Origin of the sequence: Streptomyces sp. AF1A (genome assembly GCF_047340315.1) — a bacterium.
Classification (GTDB): Bacteria; Actinomycetota; Actinomycetes; order Streptomycetales; family Streptomycetaceae; genus Streptomyces.
Genome location: NZ_JBLEBI010000045.1, coordinates 23106 through 41273 on the forward strand (window position 1 = coordinate 23106; position 18168 = coordinate 41273).

General features: G+C 70.8%; 21 protein-coding genes and 1 tRNA gene. 14 read left to right on the top strand and 8 right to left on the bottom strand.

Going from position 1 to position 18168, the window contains the following annotated elements; translation table 11 throughout:
- The 8 genes from ACLU3S_RS15695 to ACLU3S_RS15730 all read left to right on the top strand — a co-directional run bounded on the left by ACLU3S_RS15695 (position 1) and on the right by ACLU3S_RS15730 (position 5329).
- Entirely contained in the window at positions 1-195 is a 195-nt protein-coding gene (locus ACLU3S_RS15695; protein ID WP_413952457.1) for a hypothetical protein, read from the top strand.
- A gap of 153 nt (positions 196-348) precedes the next feature.
- Positions 349-576 carry a hypothetical protein gene (locus ACLU3S_RS15700; RefSeq protein ID WP_413952458.1) on the top strand — a complete coding sequence of 76 codons (228 nt, stop codon included), beginning with the start codon at positions 349-351 and terminating at the stop codon, positions 574-576.
- A gap of 43 nt (positions 577-619) precedes the next feature.
- The gene (locus ACLU3S_RS15705) at positions 620-1063 is read left to right on the top strand and encodes a DUF6879 family protein (protein ID WP_413952476.1); all 444 of its coding nucleotides are present in this window, start codon (positions 620-622) and stop codon (positions 1061-1063) included.
- Between the two features lie 20 nt (positions 1064-1083).
- On the top strand, positions 1084-1929 hold the full coding sequence (locus ACLU3S_RS15710) for a helix-turn-helix domain-containing protein (RefSeq protein ID WP_413952459.1): 846 nt from the start codon (positions 1084-1086) through the stop codon (positions 1927-1929).
- Between the two features lie 206 nt (positions 1930-2135).
- Positions 2136-2369, top strand: a complete 234-nt coding sequence (locus tag ACLU3S_RS15715) for a putative ATP-grasp-modified RiPP (RefSeq protein ID WP_413952460.1) — start codon at positions 2136-2138, stop codon at positions 2367-2369.
- Positions 2370-2372: 3 nt separating this feature from the next.
- Positions 2373-3371, top strand: coding sequence for an ATP-grasp ribosomal peptide maturase (gene tgmB, locus ACLU3S_RS15720; RefSeq protein WP_413952461.1), 999 nt, complete (start codon positions 2373-2375; stop codon positions 3369-3371).
- The gene (gene tgmC, locus ACLU3S_RS15725) at positions 3352-4548 is read left to right on the top strand and encodes an ATP-grasp peptide maturase system methyltransferase (RefSeq protein ID WP_413952462.1); all 1197 of its coding nucleotides are present in this window, start codon (positions 3352-3354) and stop codon (positions 4546-4548) included. Before tgmB ends, tgmC begins: the two co-directional genes overlap by 20 nt.
- Positions 4549-4786: 238 nt before the next feature.
- Positions 4787-5329: an MOSC domain-containing protein gene (locus ACLU3S_RS15730; protein ID WP_413952463.1), complete on the top strand. Its 543-nt coding sequence runs from the start codon at positions 4787-4789 to the stop codon at positions 5327-5329.
- Positions 5330-5396: 67 nt separating this feature from the next.
- On the opposite strand, the gene ACLU3S_RS15735 is transcribed toward ACLU3S_RS15730, so the two are convergent.
- A complete protein-coding gene (locus ACLU3S_RS15735; protein WP_413952464.1) occupies positions 5397-5882 on the bottom strand; it encodes a DUF2267 domain-containing protein in 486 nt (161 codons plus the stop codon).
- Between the two features lie 223 nt (positions 5883-6105).
- On the bottom strand, positions 6106-6531 hold the full coding sequence (locus tag ACLU3S_RS15740; protein WP_413952477.1) for an Hsp20/alpha crystallin family protein: 426 nt from the start codon (positions 6529-6531) through the stop codon (positions 6106-6108).
- A gap of 157 nt (positions 6532-6688) precedes the next feature.
- Here ACLU3S_RS15740 and ACLU3S_RS15745 point away from each other — a divergent pair, with 157 nt between their 5' ends.
- Entirely contained in the window at positions 6689-6991 is a 303-nt protein-coding gene (locus ACLU3S_RS15745; RefSeq protein WP_413952465.1) for a hypothetical protein, read from the top strand.
- A 134-nt stretch (positions 6992-7125) separates the two neighbouring features.
- On the opposite strand, the gene ACLU3S_RS15750 is transcribed toward ACLU3S_RS15745, so the two are convergent.
- Entirely contained in the window at positions 7126-8097 is a 972-nt protein-coding gene (locus ACLU3S_RS15750) for a GlxA family transcriptional regulator (RefSeq protein WP_413952466.1), read from the bottom strand.
- Between the two features lie 144 nt (positions 8098-8241).
- Between ACLU3S_RS15750 and ACLU3S_RS15755 the strand changes: the two genes are divergently transcribed.
- Entirely contained in the window at positions 8242-8823 is a 582-nt protein-coding gene (locus ACLU3S_RS15755; RefSeq protein WP_413952467.1) for a protease, read from the top strand.
- Positions 8824-8832: 9 nt separating this feature from the next.
- Here the strand turns inward: ACLU3S_RS15755 and ACLU3S_RS15760 are convergent, their stop codons facing one another.
- Together ACLU3S_RS15760 and ACLU3S_RS15765 are read right to left on the bottom strand one after the other, a co-directional pair.
- Complete coding sequence (locus ACLU3S_RS15760; protein WP_413952468.1) at positions 8833-10446, bottom strand: MFS transporter; 1614 nt, start codon at positions 10444-10446, stop codon at positions 8833-8835.
- Positions 10447-10528: 82 nt separating this feature from the next.
- Complete coding sequence (locus ACLU3S_RS15765; protein WP_413952469.1) at positions 10529-11842, bottom strand: DUF445 domain-containing protein; 1314 nt, start codon at positions 11840-11842, stop codon at positions 10529-10531.
- A gap of 196 nt (positions 11843-12038) precedes the next feature.
- Here ACLU3S_RS15765 and ACLU3S_RS15770 point away from each other — a divergent pair, with 196 nt between their 5' ends.
- Together ACLU3S_RS15770 and rdgB are read left to right on the top strand one after the other, a co-directional pair.
- The gene (locus ACLU3S_RS15770) at positions 12039-13403 is read left to right on the top strand and encodes an SGNH/GDSL hydrolase family protein (RefSeq protein ID WP_413952470.1); all 1365 of its coding nucleotides are present in this window, start codon (positions 12039-12041) and stop codon (positions 13401-13403) included.
- A gap of 25 nt (positions 13404-13428) precedes the next feature.
- On the top strand, positions 13429-14031 hold the full coding sequence (gene rdgB / locus ACLU3S_RS15775) for an RdgB/HAM1 family non-canonical purine NTP pyrophosphatase (protein ID WP_413952471.1): 603 nt from the start codon (positions 13429-13431) through the stop codon (positions 14029-14031).
- A gap of 56 nt (positions 14032-14087) precedes the next feature.
- On the opposite strand, the gene ACLU3S_RS15780 is transcribed toward rdgB, so the two are convergent.
- Together ACLU3S_RS15780 and bcp are read right to left on the bottom strand one after the other, a co-directional pair.
- Positions 14088-14162 (bottom strand) — tRNA-Leu (locus tag ACLU3S_RS15780).
- A gap of 244 nt (positions 14163-14406) precedes the next feature.
- Complete coding sequence (gene bcp, locus ACLU3S_RS15785) at positions 14407-14874, bottom strand: thioredoxin-dependent thiol peroxidase (RefSeq protein WP_413952472.1); 468 nt, start codon at positions 14872-14874, stop codon at positions 14407-14409.
- Between the two features lie 100 nt (positions 14875-14974).
- Between bcp and ACLU3S_RS15790 the strand changes: the two genes are divergently transcribed.
- Positions 14975-15304, top strand: coding sequence for a DUF3618 domain-containing protein (locus ACLU3S_RS15790; RefSeq protein WP_413952473.1), 330 nt, complete (start codon positions 14975-14977; stop codon positions 15302-15304).
- Positions 15305-15415: 111 nt separating this feature from the next.
- A complete protein-coding gene (locus tag ACLU3S_RS15795) occupies positions 15416-15718 on the top strand; it encodes a GroES family chaperonin (protein WP_413952478.1) in 303 nt (100 codons plus the stop codon).
- 81 nt (positions 15719-15799) lie between these two features.
- Here the strand turns inward: ACLU3S_RS15795 and ACLU3S_RS15800 are convergent.
- A partial coding sequence (locus ACLU3S_RS15800; protein ID WP_413952474.1) for a transglycosylase domain-containing protein occupies positions 15800-18168 on the bottom strand: 2369 nt, incomplete at its 5' end.

Genomic DNA, 18168 nt, shown 5'->3' on the forward strand with positions numbered 1-18168 from the left:
ATGTCCGAGATCAACTGGGAAGAGCCGTTCTGCGGCGAAGGGAATTCCTGCTTCCGTATAGGGACCGACCAGGCCGGCAGGGCATACATAGCGGTCCACGGTCAGGAGGACCGTTTCATCGTCGACAGCCGGGATGCGTTGCGCGTCCTCATTCGCGACATCAAGGCAGGCAAGGCGGACCACCTGCTTCGGTGACTCACGACTCGGCTGGACAGCGGCCGGCCCGTCAACAGGCAGCTCGCCTTGTCACTCCTGCGCCCGTAGAAGTCCGTGCAAGTCGCTGGCGCCCCGTACTCGGTCGGCGCAAGCCTGGTCACGTCGCTCGTCACTCACCATCGCGGAGGGCAGATGACCCTGCACCGGCTGGGCAAGGACCCCGAGAGTCCCAACAACGGCTCCCCGACCGTGTACCTGGACGACGAGACGGGGAACTACATCCTCCAGGGCTGGCGTGTCACGGACCCCGCTCGGCTGGCTGAGCTGGACATCCCCGATCATGAAACCGTGATCGAGTTCCCCCGGCGCATGACGCAGTTCTTCCTGGAGGTGAACGGTGGTGGCCGAGCCGGCGATTGAGGACCTGTTCCACTCGGCCCGGCAGAGCGCCCGCCACCTCGAGATGCGGGATGCGTACGCCCTCGACGAGGACTATCGGGAGTGGGTTGCGGGTGAGCGGTTCGATCCGGCAGAGCGCTGGCCCTGGTGGATCGAGTTGGTCTCCACCGCGGTAGCCAGAGGTGTGTCCGTGCAACGGGCTCGCATCGTCTCCGAGCCCGCTTCGCCCTACATCCGCTACGAGTACGACCTGACCAGCATGCACAACGTCAAAGCCGGTGAAGACGTCCGCTGGCTGCCCCGCAGACAGGCTTCCGCTCTGGCTCTGCCGGGTAACGACTTCTGGCTGTTCGACGACGCGTCCGTGCTGTTCAACCACTTCGCCGGTGACGGCACGATGACGGGCATGGAGCTGGTCACCGACCCCGCTGTCGTGCGGTTGTGTGCCTCGGCCTTCGCCGCTGTGTGGGACCGAGCGGTTCCGCACGAGCACTACCGACTGCACTGACAGGGCACCGGACAGTCGTCGTGGCTTCGTCATCCAGCGTCCAACAAGCCCGAGAGGCCTTGGGAAAGCGCCTGCGGGAAATCCGGAAGGACTCCGGCCTGACCGCGCGGCAGCTTGCTTCTCGGGCGGGTTGGCACGAGAGCAAGTGCAGCCGTATCGAGAACGGCCGTACGGCGCCGTCCGACGACGACGTGCGGATGTACACGCTTCACTGTGGGGCGGACGAGCAGACGGCAGACCTCATCGCCACGGCCCGGAACATCGACGGTGCCTATGTGGAGTGGCAGCGCATGGAGCGTTCCGGGCTGCGCCGGGCGCAGGAGTCGGTGATCCCTCTGTGGGAGCGCACACGACATTTCCGGGCCTACTCGTCGTGGCTGATACCGGGGCCCTTCCAGACCCGTGCGTACATCGAGGCATTGCTCAGATCCATTCGTGACCGACGCGCAGTGCCCGACGACCTGGAGGCGGCCGTCCAGGTACGCGTGAACAAACAACGCCTGCTGCACGACGGAAGGCGCCGCTTCGCGGTGATCCTGGAAGAGAGCACGCTACGGCACCGAATCGGAGGCCCGGAGACGATGGCCGGCCAGCTCGGTCATCTGCTGTCGCTCGCCACACTGCCCAACGTCAGCCTCGGGGTGATTCCGCTGAGCGCAGACCGCACAGCGCTCTGGCCCGTCGAAGACTTCTGGATCTTCGATGACGAACAGGTCAACGTGGAACTCGTCTCCGCCTTCCTGACCATCACCCAGCCCTACGAAGTCGGCACCTATGCCCGTACCTTCTCGGCTCTCACCGACTTGGCCGCTCATGGTGCACCCGCCCGCGCGTTGATCACCTCCGCCATTGCCTCGTACGCGTGACGACGTGCAAGTTCGCGCACATCCCTGGAGACGCTACCTGCGCGTTCCTAGCGTTGTCCGCACGCAGTTCGGTGGCGAGAGGAGCACGGTAAATGGCAAGTCAGATCAGGGCGCAGCTGAGCAGGGCAACGGATCTCTTCGGTCACCAGGGCGCTCTACTCGTGGCCAAAGAGCCCGATACCCCACCTCATGACGCACCGTGGGCCATGCGCCTCGTGACCGACCGGCTGCCCGTCGGGCCTCCCCCGTACGTCTCGGTGGTCCTGGACCCCGTCACGCAGACCGCCCGGTACACGGACGACACCGGTCAGGTGGTCGAGATGGGCAAGCACGGAACGTCCAGGACGACGGGTACGGCCTCGGTGTCCGGCGGTGGCGACGGACAGCAGCCGCAGACGCAGACGCAGGACGACCACACCACCGACTACGAGTCGGACTGAGCGATGGGCTCCACCGTACTGGTCGTCACCGCGCTGGAGGACCTGACCGCGGACCGGGTCATCGAGGCGTTGAACGAGAGAGACGTGCGCGTTGTTCGCATCGACCCCGCAGACATCGGGCCCGGTCTCGTGTTCGGGTTTCGCCTGGGCCCGGAACGGCCGGGTTGGGGTGGGCGGCTCCGCACCTCGACCCGCGAGGTTGAGGTGGCGGACGTGGCATCGGTCTACTGGCGCCGTCCCAGCCCTTACTCGGCCGGTCGCGGGCATCTGACACAGCAGTTGCGGGACTTCGTCATCGCCGAGGCGCGGCACGGTCTCGGTGGAGTGCTCGGTGGGCTGCACGGCGTCGTGTATGTCAACCACCCTGCCGCGGTGGCGCGTGCGGACTTCAAGCCGGCCCAGCTTCAGCGCTTCGCGGCTCTTGGCCTGCGGGTCCCGCCGACTCTCATCACCAACGACCCGGAGGAGGCACGCAAGTTCGCCGCCGGCCAGGAGCACGTCGTCTACAAGACCTTCCGGGGGCTTCCTCCCGGCGAGGACGGGCGGGCCGGTGCGATCTGGACCCAGCGGATCGATCCGCGCGCCCTGGACGAGACGGTCGTCGTGACCGCGCATCTCTTCCAGGCCGAGATTCCGAAGACCGGTGACGTGCGGGTGACGGTCGTCGGCCGGCAGGTCTTCGCCCAGTTGATCACCGCGCCGGGTGGCGCGTTGGACTGGCGACGGGGGGACTGGAACAGGCTGGTCCACACTCCCGTGGCCGTACCGGCTTCCATCCGCAGCGCTCTTCACAGCTACGTGGCCTCGTTCGGTCTCGTCTTCGGGTGCTTCGACTTCGCCCTCACCGGTCCCGGGGACGATCCGGAGAACTGGTGGGCCATCGAGTGCAACCCGAACGGGCAGTGGGGATGGCTTCCGGACGCCCCCGCCATCGCCGAGGCGTTTGCCGACATTTTGAGCATGGAGGAGAACGGAGCCCAGGATGATGCCTGCGGACCCTGATGCCGACGCGACCCGTCTGCGCGAGGCGATGACGGAAGCGCTTGAGAAGAGCGGCGTACTGGGTGATCCCGCCTGGCGGACGGCAGTCATGACCGTGCCCCGGCACCGGTTCGTTCCCGGCTTCTACCTTCCCGCGCAGGAGCCCGACGAGCACGGGTTGACGGTGTGGGAGCCCATCACCGCCGAGGTCGACTACGGCCGTTGGCTGTTGGCTGCCTATTCCGACAGCACGCTGATCACGCAGTTCGACGACCAGGAACCCGACTGGTCGGCGCCTCGGATACGGCATGGCGGGGCTCCCACCTCATCGTCCACGCTGCCCTCACTGGTCCTGCGCATGTGGGCCGACGCCGAGGTCGCGGAAGGTCACACCGTGCTGGAGGTCGGTACCGGGAGCGGCTACTCGACCGCGCTGGCCTGTGAGCGCCTCGGCTCCGCCGACGTCACGAGCATCGATGTGGACCCGAAGCGGCTCGAGACGGCGGCGGGCGCGCTGTACGGCTGCGGATACACGCCCACGCTGGCCGTGGCCGACGGGTTGTACGGCTACTGGCCCGAGGCGTGTTTCGACCGCGTCGTGGCGGCCTGCTCCTTCCGCGCCGTGCCGCCCGCTCTCATCGCGCAGACCCGGCCGGGTGGGAAGATCCTGCTGACTCTGTCGGGCTGGTTGTACGGCTACGCCCGCGTTCTGCTCACCGTCGCCGCGGACGGCACCGCCGAGGGGCCGCTGCTCCCGGGCACGGTCTCCTTCATGTCCGCCCGTGTCCACGCGGCTCCGGCTTTCGGGAACCCCGCCCACTGGATCGCCGGGCTGCCCGAGAAGGCCCGACCGGCTCTGTACGGTCCCGAGCGGATCACAGCCTCGACCGCGGAGGCCTTCCACCTGCGTTACCTCGCCCAATGCGCCGTCCCGTACGCGCAGATGACCACCGCCAAGAACGTCGTCGTCCTGGTCGACGTCGTCAGCGGTTCTGCCGCCTCCCTCACCCCGGGTGAGTCCGGGTGGGACGTGCGCGAGGCCGGGCCGGTGAGGCTGTGGGAGCGGGTCGAGGACGTCCTGGGGGCCTTCGACGCCTGCGGCCGACCTGGACCTGAGACGTTCAGGCTGTCTGTCCGTGAGGGGGAGCAGCTGCTGCGCCATCCACGGATGCCCGGCCTTGCGCCTGCGCCGGCGTGAGATCGCAGGTCGCAGGGCGCCGTCGGCCCTCGAGGAACATTCCGACAGCACCGCAGCTCAGGCGGGTGGCCGGCCCTGTTCGGCGGTCCGGCCGCCTTCCGGGTCGTGGCCTTCACGGTTCGCCCGTGGGGCGCGGTTCCGCAGCGTCCACTCAGGCGGCTCGGAACCGTTCATCGGCCGTGCCGGGGCGGCTAGGCTCGCCGTGGATCACAGTCGCCGAACGAGAACGGGGGTCCGCGTGAGCGCGACGGTCGTGGCTGTCAGTCGTCACGAGGTGTACTCCTTCACCAAGCCGAACCGGGAGAGCATCAGGCTGCTCGCGGGGCTCGGGGTGGAGGGGGATGTGCATGCCGGGGTGACGGTCAAGCACCGGTCCCGGGTGCGGCAGGATCCGACGCAGCCGAATCTGCGGCAGGTGCACCTCATCCACGAGGAGTTGTTCGAGGAGGTCGGGGAGGCCGGGTTCCGGGTGGGGCCCGGGGAGCTCGGGGAGAACATCACCACGCGGGGGATCCATCTGCTCGGGCTGCCCACGGGGACGTTGCTGCGGATCGGGGACGAGGCCGTGGTCGAGGTGACCGGGCTGCGGAATCCCTGCGCGCAGATCGACGGCTTTCAGCACGGACTGCTGAAGCAGGTGGTGGCGCGCGCGGAGGACGGGCGCCTGGTGCGCAAGGCCGGGATCATGGGCGTCGTGCGGACCGGTGGTGTCGTACGGCCCGGAGACGGCATCGGGGTGGAGCTTCCCGCAGGGCCTCATCGCTCGCTGGACCGGGTCTGAGCGAGGTGACCTCCGCCGGGCGCCGCCCGCCGCAGGGGCAGGTGCGGCGCCCGGGGCGTCGTACGGCCTACGCCGTCGGTGCCAGGTCCGCCCGGCCGAAAAGGAGGGCGTAGCCCGGCGGGAGTTGAGCCAGGAGGCGGTTCGTCAGGGACTCGCCGATGTGGTCGGACAGGACGCTGAGGACGGAGCTGACGTCCCAGCGGGCCGTCGCCGGGGTGGAGCCCTCGATACGGGTCGCCACCGACTCGACGAACTCGCGCGCGGTCAGGGGGTGCGTCGCGGGGATCTGGGAGGCGATCACGCGGCCGGCCTCGCGCGGCAGGCTCTGCGCGAGCTCCACGCGTTCGTCGCCGGTCACGTGGCCGCCGAGGGCGGAGAGGACGATGCGGGTGACGCGTTCCGCCTCGGCCCGCGTCGTGTACTGGCCGGCCTCGCGTACGGCGTCCGTCAGTTCGAGCCAGCCGGTGTCCTGCGCCGCTTCGTGGGCGCGGGGGCGCAGGGACGGGGACGGGGCGGGGACGGTGGCTCTCGGCTGCGGGGTCGTCACGGTCATCGTGCTGGCTCCTTCTCCGGGACACGTCTGGGCACCGGAAGCCCGGTACCCGGTAATGCGGCAGGCATGAGCGGGAGTTCGGCCAAGTGCGGCGGCTTGTTCCGTGCGCGCCGGGCGGTCGTCGCCTCGCGCCGCGGCGGGCACGCCGCGGCGTCCCGGGCCCCGCTCGGGCCTCGGGACGCGCGGATGCGACGGCGGGCGGACACCCGTGGTCGGGGCCGCGTCAGCCGCTGATCTCCTTGCGGCCGGCGTCTCCGCCGGTGATCTGGATGCGGCGCGGCTTGGCCTGTTCGGCCACCGGGATGCGCAGGGTCAGGACGCCGGCCTCGTACGAGGCGTCGATCCGGTCCACGTCGAGGGTGTCGCCGAGGAAGAGCTGGCGGGTGAAGGTGCCCGTGGGCCGCTCGGCGACGACCATGTCGGTGCCCTCGGGGGCCGGGCTGCGGCGCTCGGCGCGCACGTTGAGGACGTTGCGCTCGACGTCCAGCTCGATGGACTCGGGGTCGACTCCGGGGAGATCGAAGTGGACGAGGAAGTCGTCCCCGGAGCGGTAGGCGTCCATCGGCATCGCGGACGGACGGGCGGCGTTGCCGAAGACCTGCTGCGCGAGTCGGTCCAGCTCGAGGAAGGGGTCGGTGCGCATGAGCATCACGGGTCACTCCTTTCGTCCAGGGTGGTTGTGCGATGCCCTACGACTTCTTATATAACTCCGGTCCGGAAACTTGACAAGCCTCGACTCAGGTTCTGGATGCCCGGCGGCCCGTGGTTAGCCTCAGGGCAGACATAAGGGATACGAGGAGGCACACATGGCCAGGGTTCCCAGCGCGGTCGTCGCCGCGAGCGGGCTCGTCGGGGGTTACGGCGTCGCCCGCTGGACGAAGAAGCGGCAGCTCGGCGGGGCCGTCCTGGCCGTCGCGGGGGCCGCCGCGGCCCAGCAGTGGCGCCGGCAGGCCGGCGGGAAGGCCGCGGGCGCGCTGACCGCCGCGTACGTCGCCGCGTTCGCCGGATCCCACCCGCTGGCCAAGAAGGTCGGCGCCTGGCCGTCCGTGTTCGGCGTCGCCGGCGCCGTCGCCCTCGCCTCCTGGGCCGTCGCCGACCGCAAGGCGTGAGCCGGGCCCGGGCTGTGCCTCACCGCGAGACGCGAGAAGTGAGCGCCGGCCGCGGATTCCCGGACTGACGGCGGCATGAGCCTGCGGCGATCACGGTGGACCCCCGGCCAGGACGCCCCGGCCGGAACTCCGCGTCACGAGGCGGCCCGGCCCCCGGCCGGGGTCTCCTCCCGGAACGCCTTGCGGTATGCCTGCGGACTCGTGCCCACCACCCGGCGGAAGCGCTCGCGGAAGGCGGTCGGGGAGCCGAAGCCCGCCTGGGCGGCGATGCGTTCCACCGGGTACGGCGTCGTCTCCAGCAGGTACTGGGCGCGCCGCACCCGCGCCCGGTGCAGCCACTGCAGCGGTGTCGTACCCGTCTGCTCGCGGAAGCGGCGGTTGAGGGTGCGGGTGCTCATCCCCGCCTTGGCCGCGATCTCGTCCAGCGTGAGATCGCGGGCGCAGTGGTCCTCCAGCCACTGAAGGAGCGGCTCCAGCGTCGCGCCCGCCGGGGCCGGAGGCAGGTCGTGGACGATGAACTGGGCCTGCCCGCCCTCCCGTTCCAGCGGCATCACGGACATCCGGGCCGCATGCGCGGCGACGGCGGAGCCGAAGTCCCTGCGGATCATGTGCAGGCACATGTCCAGGGCCGCCGCCGCGCCCGCCGAGGTCAGGAACTGGCCGTTGTCGACGTAGAGGACGTTCGGGTCCACCGTCACCGCCGGGTAGCTCGCCGCCAGCTGCCCCGCCGCCCGCCAGTGCGTCGTCGCGCGCAGGCCGTCGAGCAGGCCCGTCGCCGCGAACAGGAACGCGCCGACGCAGATCGAGGCGATGCGCGTACCGTTCGCCGCCGCCGCGCGCAGGGCCTCGGCCACCCCGGCCGGCAGCGTCCGCGGCGGTTCCGCCACGCCCGGCAGGATGATCGTGTCGGCCTCCGCGAGCGCGTCGAGGCCGTAGGGGGCCCGCACGGTGAAGGCGCCCGCGCTCACCTCCTCGCGCACGGAGCACACCCGCACCCGGTACGGCGCCCGGCCGTCGGGCAGCCGTGCCCAGCCGAAGGTGTCGATGGGGGCGGAGAGATCGAAGGGGATGACGCCGTCCAGCGCCAGTACGGCCACGGTGTGCATGGCGAGAGCGTAGGGGTACGACGGGAAACCGCCAACGGTGGGGGTGTCGTACGACGGAAGCGGCGCATCGGCTGGCGAGAATCCGTTGGGTCCTGGCAGTCTCGCCGCTTCTGCATGATCGGCCGGCCGCATACGGTCGCCGCCGTGACCAAGTTCCTCCTCGCCGTCCACGTCCTCGCCGCGATCGTCGCCGTCGGGCCCGTGACCGTCGCCGCCAGCATGTTCCCGCCCGCCGCGCGCCGGGCGCTCGCCGCACCGGACGACGAGGGCGCCGCCGGGACACTGCGGCTGCTGCACCGGATCTGCCGGGTCTACGCCCTCGTCGGCGTCGTCGTCCCCGTCTTCGGGTTCGCCACCGCGAGCGAGATGCACGTGCTCGGCAGCGCCTGGCTGATCGCGTCGATCGTGCTCACCGCCCTCGCCGCCCTCGTCCTGGCCGCGCTGGTGCTGCCCGCCCAGCACGCCCTCGTCGGTGACGACGCCGACGCCGCCGCCCTGCGCGAGAACACGGGTGACAGCACCCCGCAGAACGACGCCACCGCCCCGCGCGAGAACAGGGGTGACAGCACCGCCCCGCCGCAGAACGACCCCACCCCCCGCCGGGACGGCGACGGCACCGCCCGGCTCGCCGCGCGGCTCGGCATGACCACCGGGCTGTTCAACCTCCTGTGGGCCACCGTGACCGTCCTGATGATCGTGCGCCCCGGCTCCAGCACCGGGGCGTGACACCCGCCCCTACGGCCTGCTCGCCGCCGGGGGCGCCGTAGGCCCCTGCGTGCCCGAAGAGCGGCCGGACGACGACGGGCGGGCACCCGTGGCCGCCTCCTTGGCCCGCCCGGCCACCGCCGTCAGCGGACGGGCGATGTCCTCCAGGGAGCGGCGTTCCGCCCGTACCGCCAGAGCCGCCGCGACCAGGCCGGCCGCGCACATCAGGGCCGCGCCGATGGAGAACGCCAGCACGGTGTCGCCGACCTTGCCCGTGCCGGTGAGGTCGGCGAACAGCAGCGGGCCGCTGATGCCGCCGGCCGCCGTGCCGAGGGAGTAGAAGAAGGCGATGGACATCGCCCGCGTCTCCATCGGGAAGATCTCCGACACCGTCAAATAGGCGCTGGAGGCGCCCGCCGAGGCGAAGAACAGCACCACGCACCAGCACGCCGTGAGGGTGACCGCGCTCAGCGAGCCGCGGTCGAACAGCCACGCCGTACCGAACAGCAGCAGACCCGACAGCAGATACGTCGAGGAGATCATCACCCGGCGGCCGACCGTGTCGAAGAGGTGGCCGAGCAGCAGCGGACCGCAGAAGTTGCCGATCGCGATCACCGCGAAGTAGTAGCCGGTGCGGTCGGCCGGCACGTCGAAGAACTTGGTCAGGATCGCGCCGAAGCCGAAGGTGATCGCGTTGTACAGGAACGCCTGGCCGATGAAGAGGGAGAATCCGAGCACGGCCCGCCTGCGGTACCGGCCGAAGACCGTGCGGGCGATCTCCCGGAAGCTCACGCTCTTGCGCTGGTGGATCTCCAGCCCGTCGCCCTCCGGCTCGGGCAGCGCCCCGTCCCGCTCCGCCGCCACCTGCCGCTCGATGCCGGTGACGATCTCCTCCGCCTCCCGGTCCCTGCCGTGGATCAGCAGCCACCGCGGACTCTCCGGGACGTGCCGCCGTACCAGCAGGATGACCAGGGCCAGAACGGCCCCGAGGGCGAACGTCAGGCGCCAGCCGATGTTCGCGGGCAGCAGGCCGGTGTTCAGCGCCACGATCGACAGCAGCGACCCGCCGACCGCGCCCAGCCAGAAGCTGCCGTTGATGATCAGGTCGACCCGGCCCCGGTACTTCGCGGGGATCAGCTCGTCGATCGCGGAGTTGATCGCCGCGTACTCACCGCCGATGCCGAAACCGGTCAGGAAGCGGAACAGGAAGAACCACCAGGCCTGCCAGGAGAACGCCGTCAAAGCCGTCGCCGTCAGATACACCATCAGGGTGATCATGAAGAGGTTCTTGCGGCCGAAGCGGTCGGTCAGCCGGCCCCAGAACAGGGCGCCCGTACACGCGCCCGCCACATACAGCGCGGCGGCCACACCGGTGATCTGCCCGGAGGTGATCGCCAGCCCGCTGCCGGGCTCGGCCAGCCGGCCGGCGATGTTCCCGACGACCGTGACCTCCAGGCCGTCCAGGATCCACACCGTGCCCAGGCCGATCACGATCGTCCAGTGCCAGCGGGACCAGGGCAGGCGGTCCAGCCGGGCGGGAATGTCGGTGACGATCGTCCGGCCGGCCCCGCCCGGCTCCCCGGGCGATCCGGCAGGTGTACCGGGCTTTCCGGCCTCCGGTGCCGGCGTCTGCGCTGCGGCCATGGGCTCCCTCCTCGGCGAAGGACGTCCCCGCACGCACGGGGACGGCAAGACGGGTGCCCGCGTCCCGCGGAATCACGCCGTGTCAGGCACCCAGCGCCCGCGACACCGCAAAGATCAGCAGCCCCGCCAGTGACCCCACCACCGTGCCATTGATCCGGATGAACTGCAGATCGCGGCCGATGTGCGCCTCGATCTTCCGGGTGGTGTGCTCGGCGTCCCAGCCCGCCACCGTGTCCGTGATCAGCGAGGTGATCTCCCCGCGGTACGTCGTCACCACGTGCACCGCCGCGCCCTCCACCCAGCTGTCGACCTTCTCCTGCACCTTCGGCTCACTCGCCATCCGCGCGCCCAGCGACAGCAGCGCCGCCCGCAGCCGCAGCCGCAGCTCACTGCGCTCGTCCTCCGCCGCGGCCACGATCATCGACCGTACGGCCGTCCACGCCGACGCGATCAGGTCCTGCACCTCGCCCCGGCCCAGCACATCCCCCTTCAGCCGCTCCACCCGCGCCCGCGTCTCCGTGTCGGACTGCAGATCCGAGGCGAAGTCCGTGAGGAACCGGTCGAGCGCGCCGCGCGCCGGATGCGAAGGCATGTCCCGCATCTCCGCGCAGAACCGCAGCAGCTCCTTGTACACGCGCTCGCCGACCTTCCGGTCCACGAACCGCGGAGTCCAGCCCGGCGCACCGCCCTGCACCGCGTCCATCACGCTGTCACCGTGCAGCACCAGCCAGTCGTGCGCACGAGAGACCACCAGATCGACCGCCCGCTTGTGCCCGCCGTCCGCGACGATCTTCTCCAGCATCTTGCCTATGCCGGGCGCGATCTCCTGCGCATTCGCCCGCCGGGTGATCGCCTCACCCACCACCGCCTGCACATCGGAGTCCCGCAGCACCGTCAGCGCACCACGCAGCGCCGTCGCCAGCTCCGCCGTCACCCGGTCCGCGTGCTCCGGCTCGGCCAGCCAGGCACCCAGCCGGCTGCCGATGCCCACCGCGCGCAACCGCTGCCGCACGACGTCCTGGGAGAGGAAGTTCTCCCCCACGAACTCGCCCAGCGAGATGCCCAGCTGGTCCTTCTTCGTCGGGATGATCGCCGTGTGCGGAATCGGCAGGCCCAGCGGGTGCCGGAACAGCGCGGTCACCGCGAACCAGTCCGCCAGCGCACCCACCATGCCCGCCTCCGAGGCGGCGGCCACATACTCCGCCCACGGCCCGGCACCCGCGTGCGCGGCCAGCTTGGCCAGGACGTACACCACCGCCACGAACAGCAGCAGCCCCGCCGCGGTGAGCTTCATCCGCCGCACACCGCGCCGGCGCTCCTCGTCGGCCGGGGTGAACGCCGTCATGGTGCGGTACGACACCGGCCGCCCCGCTGTTCCCGTCTCGGTAGGTTCCATCAGCTCCACCCGTTCGGTGATCCCGCACACAATTGTCCCTTCCTGAGCGACTCCCGGAACGGAACAGGAGTTCCCGGCGTCTGTCCGAACGGAGAACTGGGCAGGGCCCTGTCAGGGCTCCCCGGCCCATGACGCATCATGGGCACACCAAGATCGGAGCCCCGGGCTCCCGTCGCCCGAGGAGAACAACACAAGAGTGACCGAGCGTCATGACGGCGGTGCGGGCATACGCCCCGCGAAGTACCGCGCCCTGCTGAGCGCACTCGTCGCGCTGGTCGTGGCCGTCTGCGCGGCCATCTACCTCACCGTGGCGGCCGACCGCGGCACCCCCGGCAGCACCCTCACCGGCAACCGCGCCCCTCGCGACTCCTCCGCCGCCCCGGCCTCCACCGGCACCTGGGTCGGCGCCTGGTCCACCGCACCCGTCGGCGGCGAACCCGGCACCGAGACCACCGGCATGGCGGGCCGCTCCGTCCGCAACGTCGTCCACGCGGACACCGGCGGCACCAGCGCCCGGATCACCCTGTCCAACCTCTACGGCCAGACACCGCTGACCATCACCGACGCCACCATCGCGCTCTCCGCCGGCGACGGCACCGCCGCGGCCGACGCGGCCACCATGCGCCGCCTCACCTTCAACAGCGGCACCACCGTCGTCATACCCGCCGGCGAACAGATCGTCAGCGACGCCGTACACCTCGCCGTACCCCACGACAGCGACGTCCTCGTCACCACCTACTCCCCCACCCCCTCGGGACCGGTCACCTACCACCCCCACGCCCAGCAGATCTCCTACGCCGCCACCGGCGACGTCACCCAGGACCCCACCGGAGCGCCCTACACCCAACAGACGTCCTACTGGCGCTACCTGACCGCCCTGGACGTGCTCAGCAACGAGGCCGACGGCACCGTCGTCGCCTTCGGCGACTCCATCACCGACGGCATCACCTCCACCACCGGCGCCAACCACCGCTGGCCCGACATCCTCGGCGACCGGCTGCGCACCGCCCTCGAGAACGGGCAGCGCCTGCCCCGCTACAGCGTCGTCAACGAGGGCATCAGCGGCAACCAGGTCCTCGCCGACGGACTCGGCCGGCCCGCCGAGAACCAGAGCGGGCTCGGCCGCTTCGGCCGCGACGCGCTCTCCCGCACCAACGTCAAGGTCGTCGTCATCGACCTCGGCATCAACGACATCCTGCGCAACCCCCGGCTCGCCGACCCCGACCGCATCACCGCCGGCCTGCGCACCCTCGTCCGCCAGGCCCACGCCCACGGCCTCAAGGCCGTCGGCACCACCCTCATGCCCTTCCGGGGCCACCCCGGCTGGACCCCCGCCCGGGACGCCGTCCGCCGGCAGGTCAACGCCCAGATCCGCGCCGGCACCGTCTACGACGCCGTCGCCGACTTCGACACGGCCCTCCGCGACCCCTACGACCCGCGCAGGCTGCGCCCGGACTACGACTCCGGCGACCACCTCCACCCCAGCGACCTGGGCTTCCGCAAGATGGCCGAGGTCTTCGACCTGCACACCCTCGAGGGCGCGGGCCAGGCCCAGCTGTGAGCGCGGCGCGAGGAATACTGGCGGCATGACCCGCCTGATCCTCGCCACCCGCAACGCCGGAAAGATCACCGAGCTGAGGGCCATCCTGGCCGAAGCCGGCCTCCCCCACGAACTCGTCGGCGCCGACGCCTTCCCCGAGATCCCCGACGTCAAGGAGACCGGCGTCACCTTCGCCGAGAACGCCCTGCTCAAGGCGCAGGCCCTCGCCCAGGCCACCGGCCTGCCCGCCGTCGCCGACGACTCCGGCCTCTGCGTCGACGTCCTCGGCGGCGCCCCCGGCATCTTCTCCGCCCGCTGGTCCGGCCGCCACGGCGACGACCAGGCCAACCTCGACCTCCTCCTCGCCCAGCTCTCCGACATCGCCGAGGAACACCGCACCGCCCACTTCGCCTGCGCGGCGGCCCTCGCCCTGCCGGACGGACGCCGGCGGGTGGTCGAGGGCCGGCTGACCGGTGTGCTGCGGCACGCCCCGGCCGGCACGAACGGCTTCGGCTACGACCCGATCCTCCAGCCGGAGGGCGAGACGCGCACCTGCGCCGAACTGACCCCGGCCGAGAAGAACGCGATCAGCCACCGCGGGAAGGCGTTCCGGGCGTTGGTGCCGGTGGTGCGGGAGTTGTTGGGCTGAGCCTTACGGAGAGGCCCCGCACCTTTGAAAGCAAGGTGCGGGGCCTCTTTTCCCTGTGGGCCCGGTGGGACTCGAACCCACGACACACCGGATCTAAACCGGCGCCCTCTTGCCAGCTGGGGTACGGGCCCTCAGCCTCGCCTACTTTACTGGTCGCGGCGAGCTGCTCGCCGCCCTCCTCGGCACCAGGTGCTGGTGATCGCGTGACAGTTCGGGCAGTGAAGTGCGAGGTGTCGATCCCGTACGCCTTGATCTTGCGGCTGCTGTGCGCGTGCGGAGTAACGAACCGGTGGTCGGACCGTCACGTTCGGGAACGGAGAAGCGGCCCGCCCCCGGGTCGTTCCGGGGCGGGCCGCCGACGTTGGGTGCGGGCTCTCAGATCCCCAGGTCCTTGATGATCTTGGCCACGTGGCCCGTGGCGCGGACGTTGTAGAAGGCTCGTTCGACCTTGCCGTGTTCGTCGACGACGATCGTGGAGCGGATGACGCCCAGGTAGGTCTTGCCGTAGTTCTTCTTCTCGCCGTAGGCGCCGTAGGCCTCGGTGATCTTCTTGTCGGGGTCGGCGAGGAGGGTGACCTTGAGGGACTCCTTCTCGCGGAACCTGGCGAGCTTCTCCGGGGGGTCGGGAGAGATGCCGATGACGTCGTAGCCGGCGGAGGCCAGGACGTCGAGGTTGTCGGTGAAGTCGCAGGCCTGCTTGGTGCAGCCCGGGGTGAGGGCCGCGGGGTAGAAGTAGACGATGACCTTGCGGCCCTCGTGGTCCGAGAGGGAGACCTCGTTGCCGTCGGCGTCGGGGAGGGTGAAGGCGGGGGCCACGTCCCCCGGCTGGAGTCGCTCGCTCATCGGACCAGCGTAACCGGGGGGCCTTGCGGTGCGGTGCGGGCGTGAACTGACAGACTGTTCGGAGCATCAGCAGACATCGGCAGACTTCGGAGGCCGTACGGTGGCGGACACGGCGGACACCAGAACCCCGGCGCAGATCGAGGCGGACATCAGGCGCCGTCGCGAAGTGCTGGCCGAGACGCTCGACGAGATCGGGATGCGGGTGCACCCGAAGACGATCGTCGGTGATGCGAAGGCCAAGGTCGTCGCCAACCTCGACCACACCGTGGGCCGGGCGTACGTGCAGGTCAACCGGGTGGTCACGGACGTCCGGGCGCAGTTCGTGGACGAGGACGGCGGGCTGCGGGTGGAGCGGGTCGTGCCGGTGGCGCTCGTCGCGGTCGGGCTGGTGGGGCTGCTGGCCCTGGGTACCCGGCGACGCAGAGGCTGAGACGCCCGTCACCCGGGCGCGTACAGACGTCGGCGAGGCAGGTAGGTTCAACGCGTGAGCGCCAACAGAAACGAGCAGAGCACCCCCCAGCACGACAAGCTGCCCATCCGGATGCTGCACGACCGGGTTCTGGTCAAGCAGGAGACCGGTGAGGGTGAGCGGCGGTCGGGGGGCGGCATTCTGATTCCCGCCACGGCGGCGGTCGGCCGGCGGCTGGCCTGGGCCGAGGTCGTCGCGGTCGGTCAGAACGTGCGGACCGTGGAGCCCGGGGACCGTGTGCTGTTCGACCCGGAGGACCGGGCCGAGGTGGAGGTGCGGGGCGTGGCGTACGCCCTCATGCGCGAGCGCGACCTGCACGCCGTGGCAGCGGACCGGTTCGAGGGATCGCAGGACTCCACCGGCCTGTACCTCTGATCCGGCGGCCGAGAAGGGCTGGTGACCGTGGTCACCAGCCCTTCTGTCGTTCCTGTGCCGGGTTCGATGCCGGGTGGGGCGTCAGGCGGCGGGGTCGCCGCCTCCCGGCCCGGCGGCCGTGCCCGTGGTGGTGCCGCCGTCCGTGCCGCCGCCGGGGGTGCCGCCTCCGATGACTCCGCCGCCGTCCGTGCCGCCGCCGGGGGTGCCCCCTCCGGTGGTGCCGCCTGTGGTGCCGCCGCCGGGGGCGCCCCCTCCGGTGGTGTCGCCTCCGGTCGTGTCGCCTCCGGTGGTCACGCCGCCGTCGGTGGGGGTGCCGGTGGCGCCGCCGTCGGTGGGGGTGCCGGTCGGGGTGCCGCCGGTGGGCGTGCCCGTGGTGCCGCCGTCGTCCTGGCCGCCGATGGTGGCGGGCTGGCTCGGCTCGTCGGAGCTGGGCGGCTGGGGCTGGTCGGCGCCCTGCTGCAGCTCCAGGTCGAAGTCGGGGGCGGAGGTGCCCTGCAGCGCGTCGTGCGTGTACTGGGCCCAGATCTGGGTGGGCGCGCCGCCGCCGTTGATGCGGGCCAGGCCGAGGGCGCCGTACAGCGGCATGTGCTTGGCGGTCACCGGGTCCTGGCCCATCACGGAGACGACGGTGGCCAGGTTCGGGGTGTAGCCGGCGAACCAGGCGGCGGTGTCGTTCTCGGCGGTGCCGGTCTTGCCGGCCGCCGGGCGGCCCGCGGCCTGGGCCGCGGTGGCGGTGCCGTTGTCGACGACGCTCTGCAGCATGGAGGTGGTGGTGTCGGCGGCCTCGCGGGTGACGGCCTGCTTGACGGGCTGGTCGGGCAGCTTGACCTCGTCGGTGTTGTCCTTGGTGATCTTGTCGACCAGGGTGTACGTGCCGTGCCTGCCGTGGTTGGCGAGCGTCGCGTACGCCTCCGCCATGTCGAGGACGCTGGCGGTGGCGGTGCCGAGGGCGATCGACGGGTACGGCTGGAGGTCGGGGGTGTCGGCGGGGATGCCGAGGTCGATCGCGGTCTGCTTGACCTTGGCGGGGCCGACGTCGACGGCCATCTGCGCGTAGACGGCGTTCACGGACAGGTCGGTCGCCTTGCTGACGGTGATCTGGCCGTACGACTTCTGGTCCTCGTTCTGGGGGGCGTAGGGGCCGCCGCTCCAGCCCTGGACGGGGCGCTGGTTGGTGCCGTCGTACTGGGTGTTCGGGGTGATGGTGCGGCCGTCCTGGGTGGTGGAGCCGTTCTGCACCGCGGAGGTGAACACGAAGGGCTTGAAGGTGGAGCCGACCTGGAAGTCACCGCGGGTGGCGCCGTTGGTGTACTGCTTCACGTAGTCGATGCCGCCGTACATGGCGACGACCTTGCCGGTCCTGGGGTCGACGGAGGCGCCGCCGGCGCGGACGTAGGTGTCGACCTTGTTGTGCTTCTTGTCCAGCTTGGAGATCAGCTGGTCGTCCACCGCCCGGACGAAGGCGTCCTGCTTGTGCTTCTGGATGGTGGTGGTGATGCGGTAGCCGCCGGCGGCGAGCTGGTCGTCGGTGAGGATGTTGTGGGTGGTCAGGTAGTGCTTGACCGCCTCCACGAGGTAGCCGCGCTGGCCGGACAGGCCGACGGAGACGGTCTGTTCCTTCGGCATGGGGAACTTCATGCCGGCGCGCCGGGACTCGCTGAGCCAGCCCTTCTTGACCATGCCGTCCAGCACGTAGTTCCAGCGGGCGACGGCGGCGGCCTTGTTCTCGGGGTGGGCGACGACGTCGTACTCGCTGGGCGCGTTGACGAGCGCGGCGAGGTAGGCGGCGCGGGCGGGGTCGAGGTCCTTGGCGTCGCGGCCGTAGTAGGCCTGGGCGGCGGCCTGGATGCCGTAGGCGTTGCGGCCGAAGTAGCTGGTGTTGAGGTAGCCCTCGAGGATGTCGTCCTTGGACTTGTTGCGGTCGAGCTTGATGGAGATGAAGAACTCCTTGGCCTTGCGCGTGACCGTCTGCTCCTGCGCCAGGTAGTAGTTCTTCACGTACTGCTGGGTGATCGTGGAGCCGGACTGCTTGCCCTTGCCGGTCGCGGTGTTCCAGGCGGCGCGGAGCATGGCGGCGGGGTCGACGGCGGACTCGGTGTAGAAGTCGCGGTCCTCGGCGGCCAGGACGGCGTGCTGGGCGGCCTTGGAGACCTGGGCGAGGTTGACGTTCTCGCGGTTGATCTGCCCGTCGTGGGCCAGCTGGGAGCCGTCGGCGTAGAGGTAGACGTTGCTCTGCTTGGTGGCGAGGGCGTTGGCGGGCGGGATCTTGACCAGGGAGTAGCCGAGGAAGAACAGGCCGATGACCAGGAGCACGCCCATCACGAAGGTGCCGAGCAGCATGCGCCAGGTGGGGATGGCGCGCCGCCATCCGGTGCGCTTGGCCCGCTTCGGCTTCTTGGCGGTGCCGCCCGGGGGCGGTCCGGCGGGGGCGGCGGCGGACGCGGTGCCGT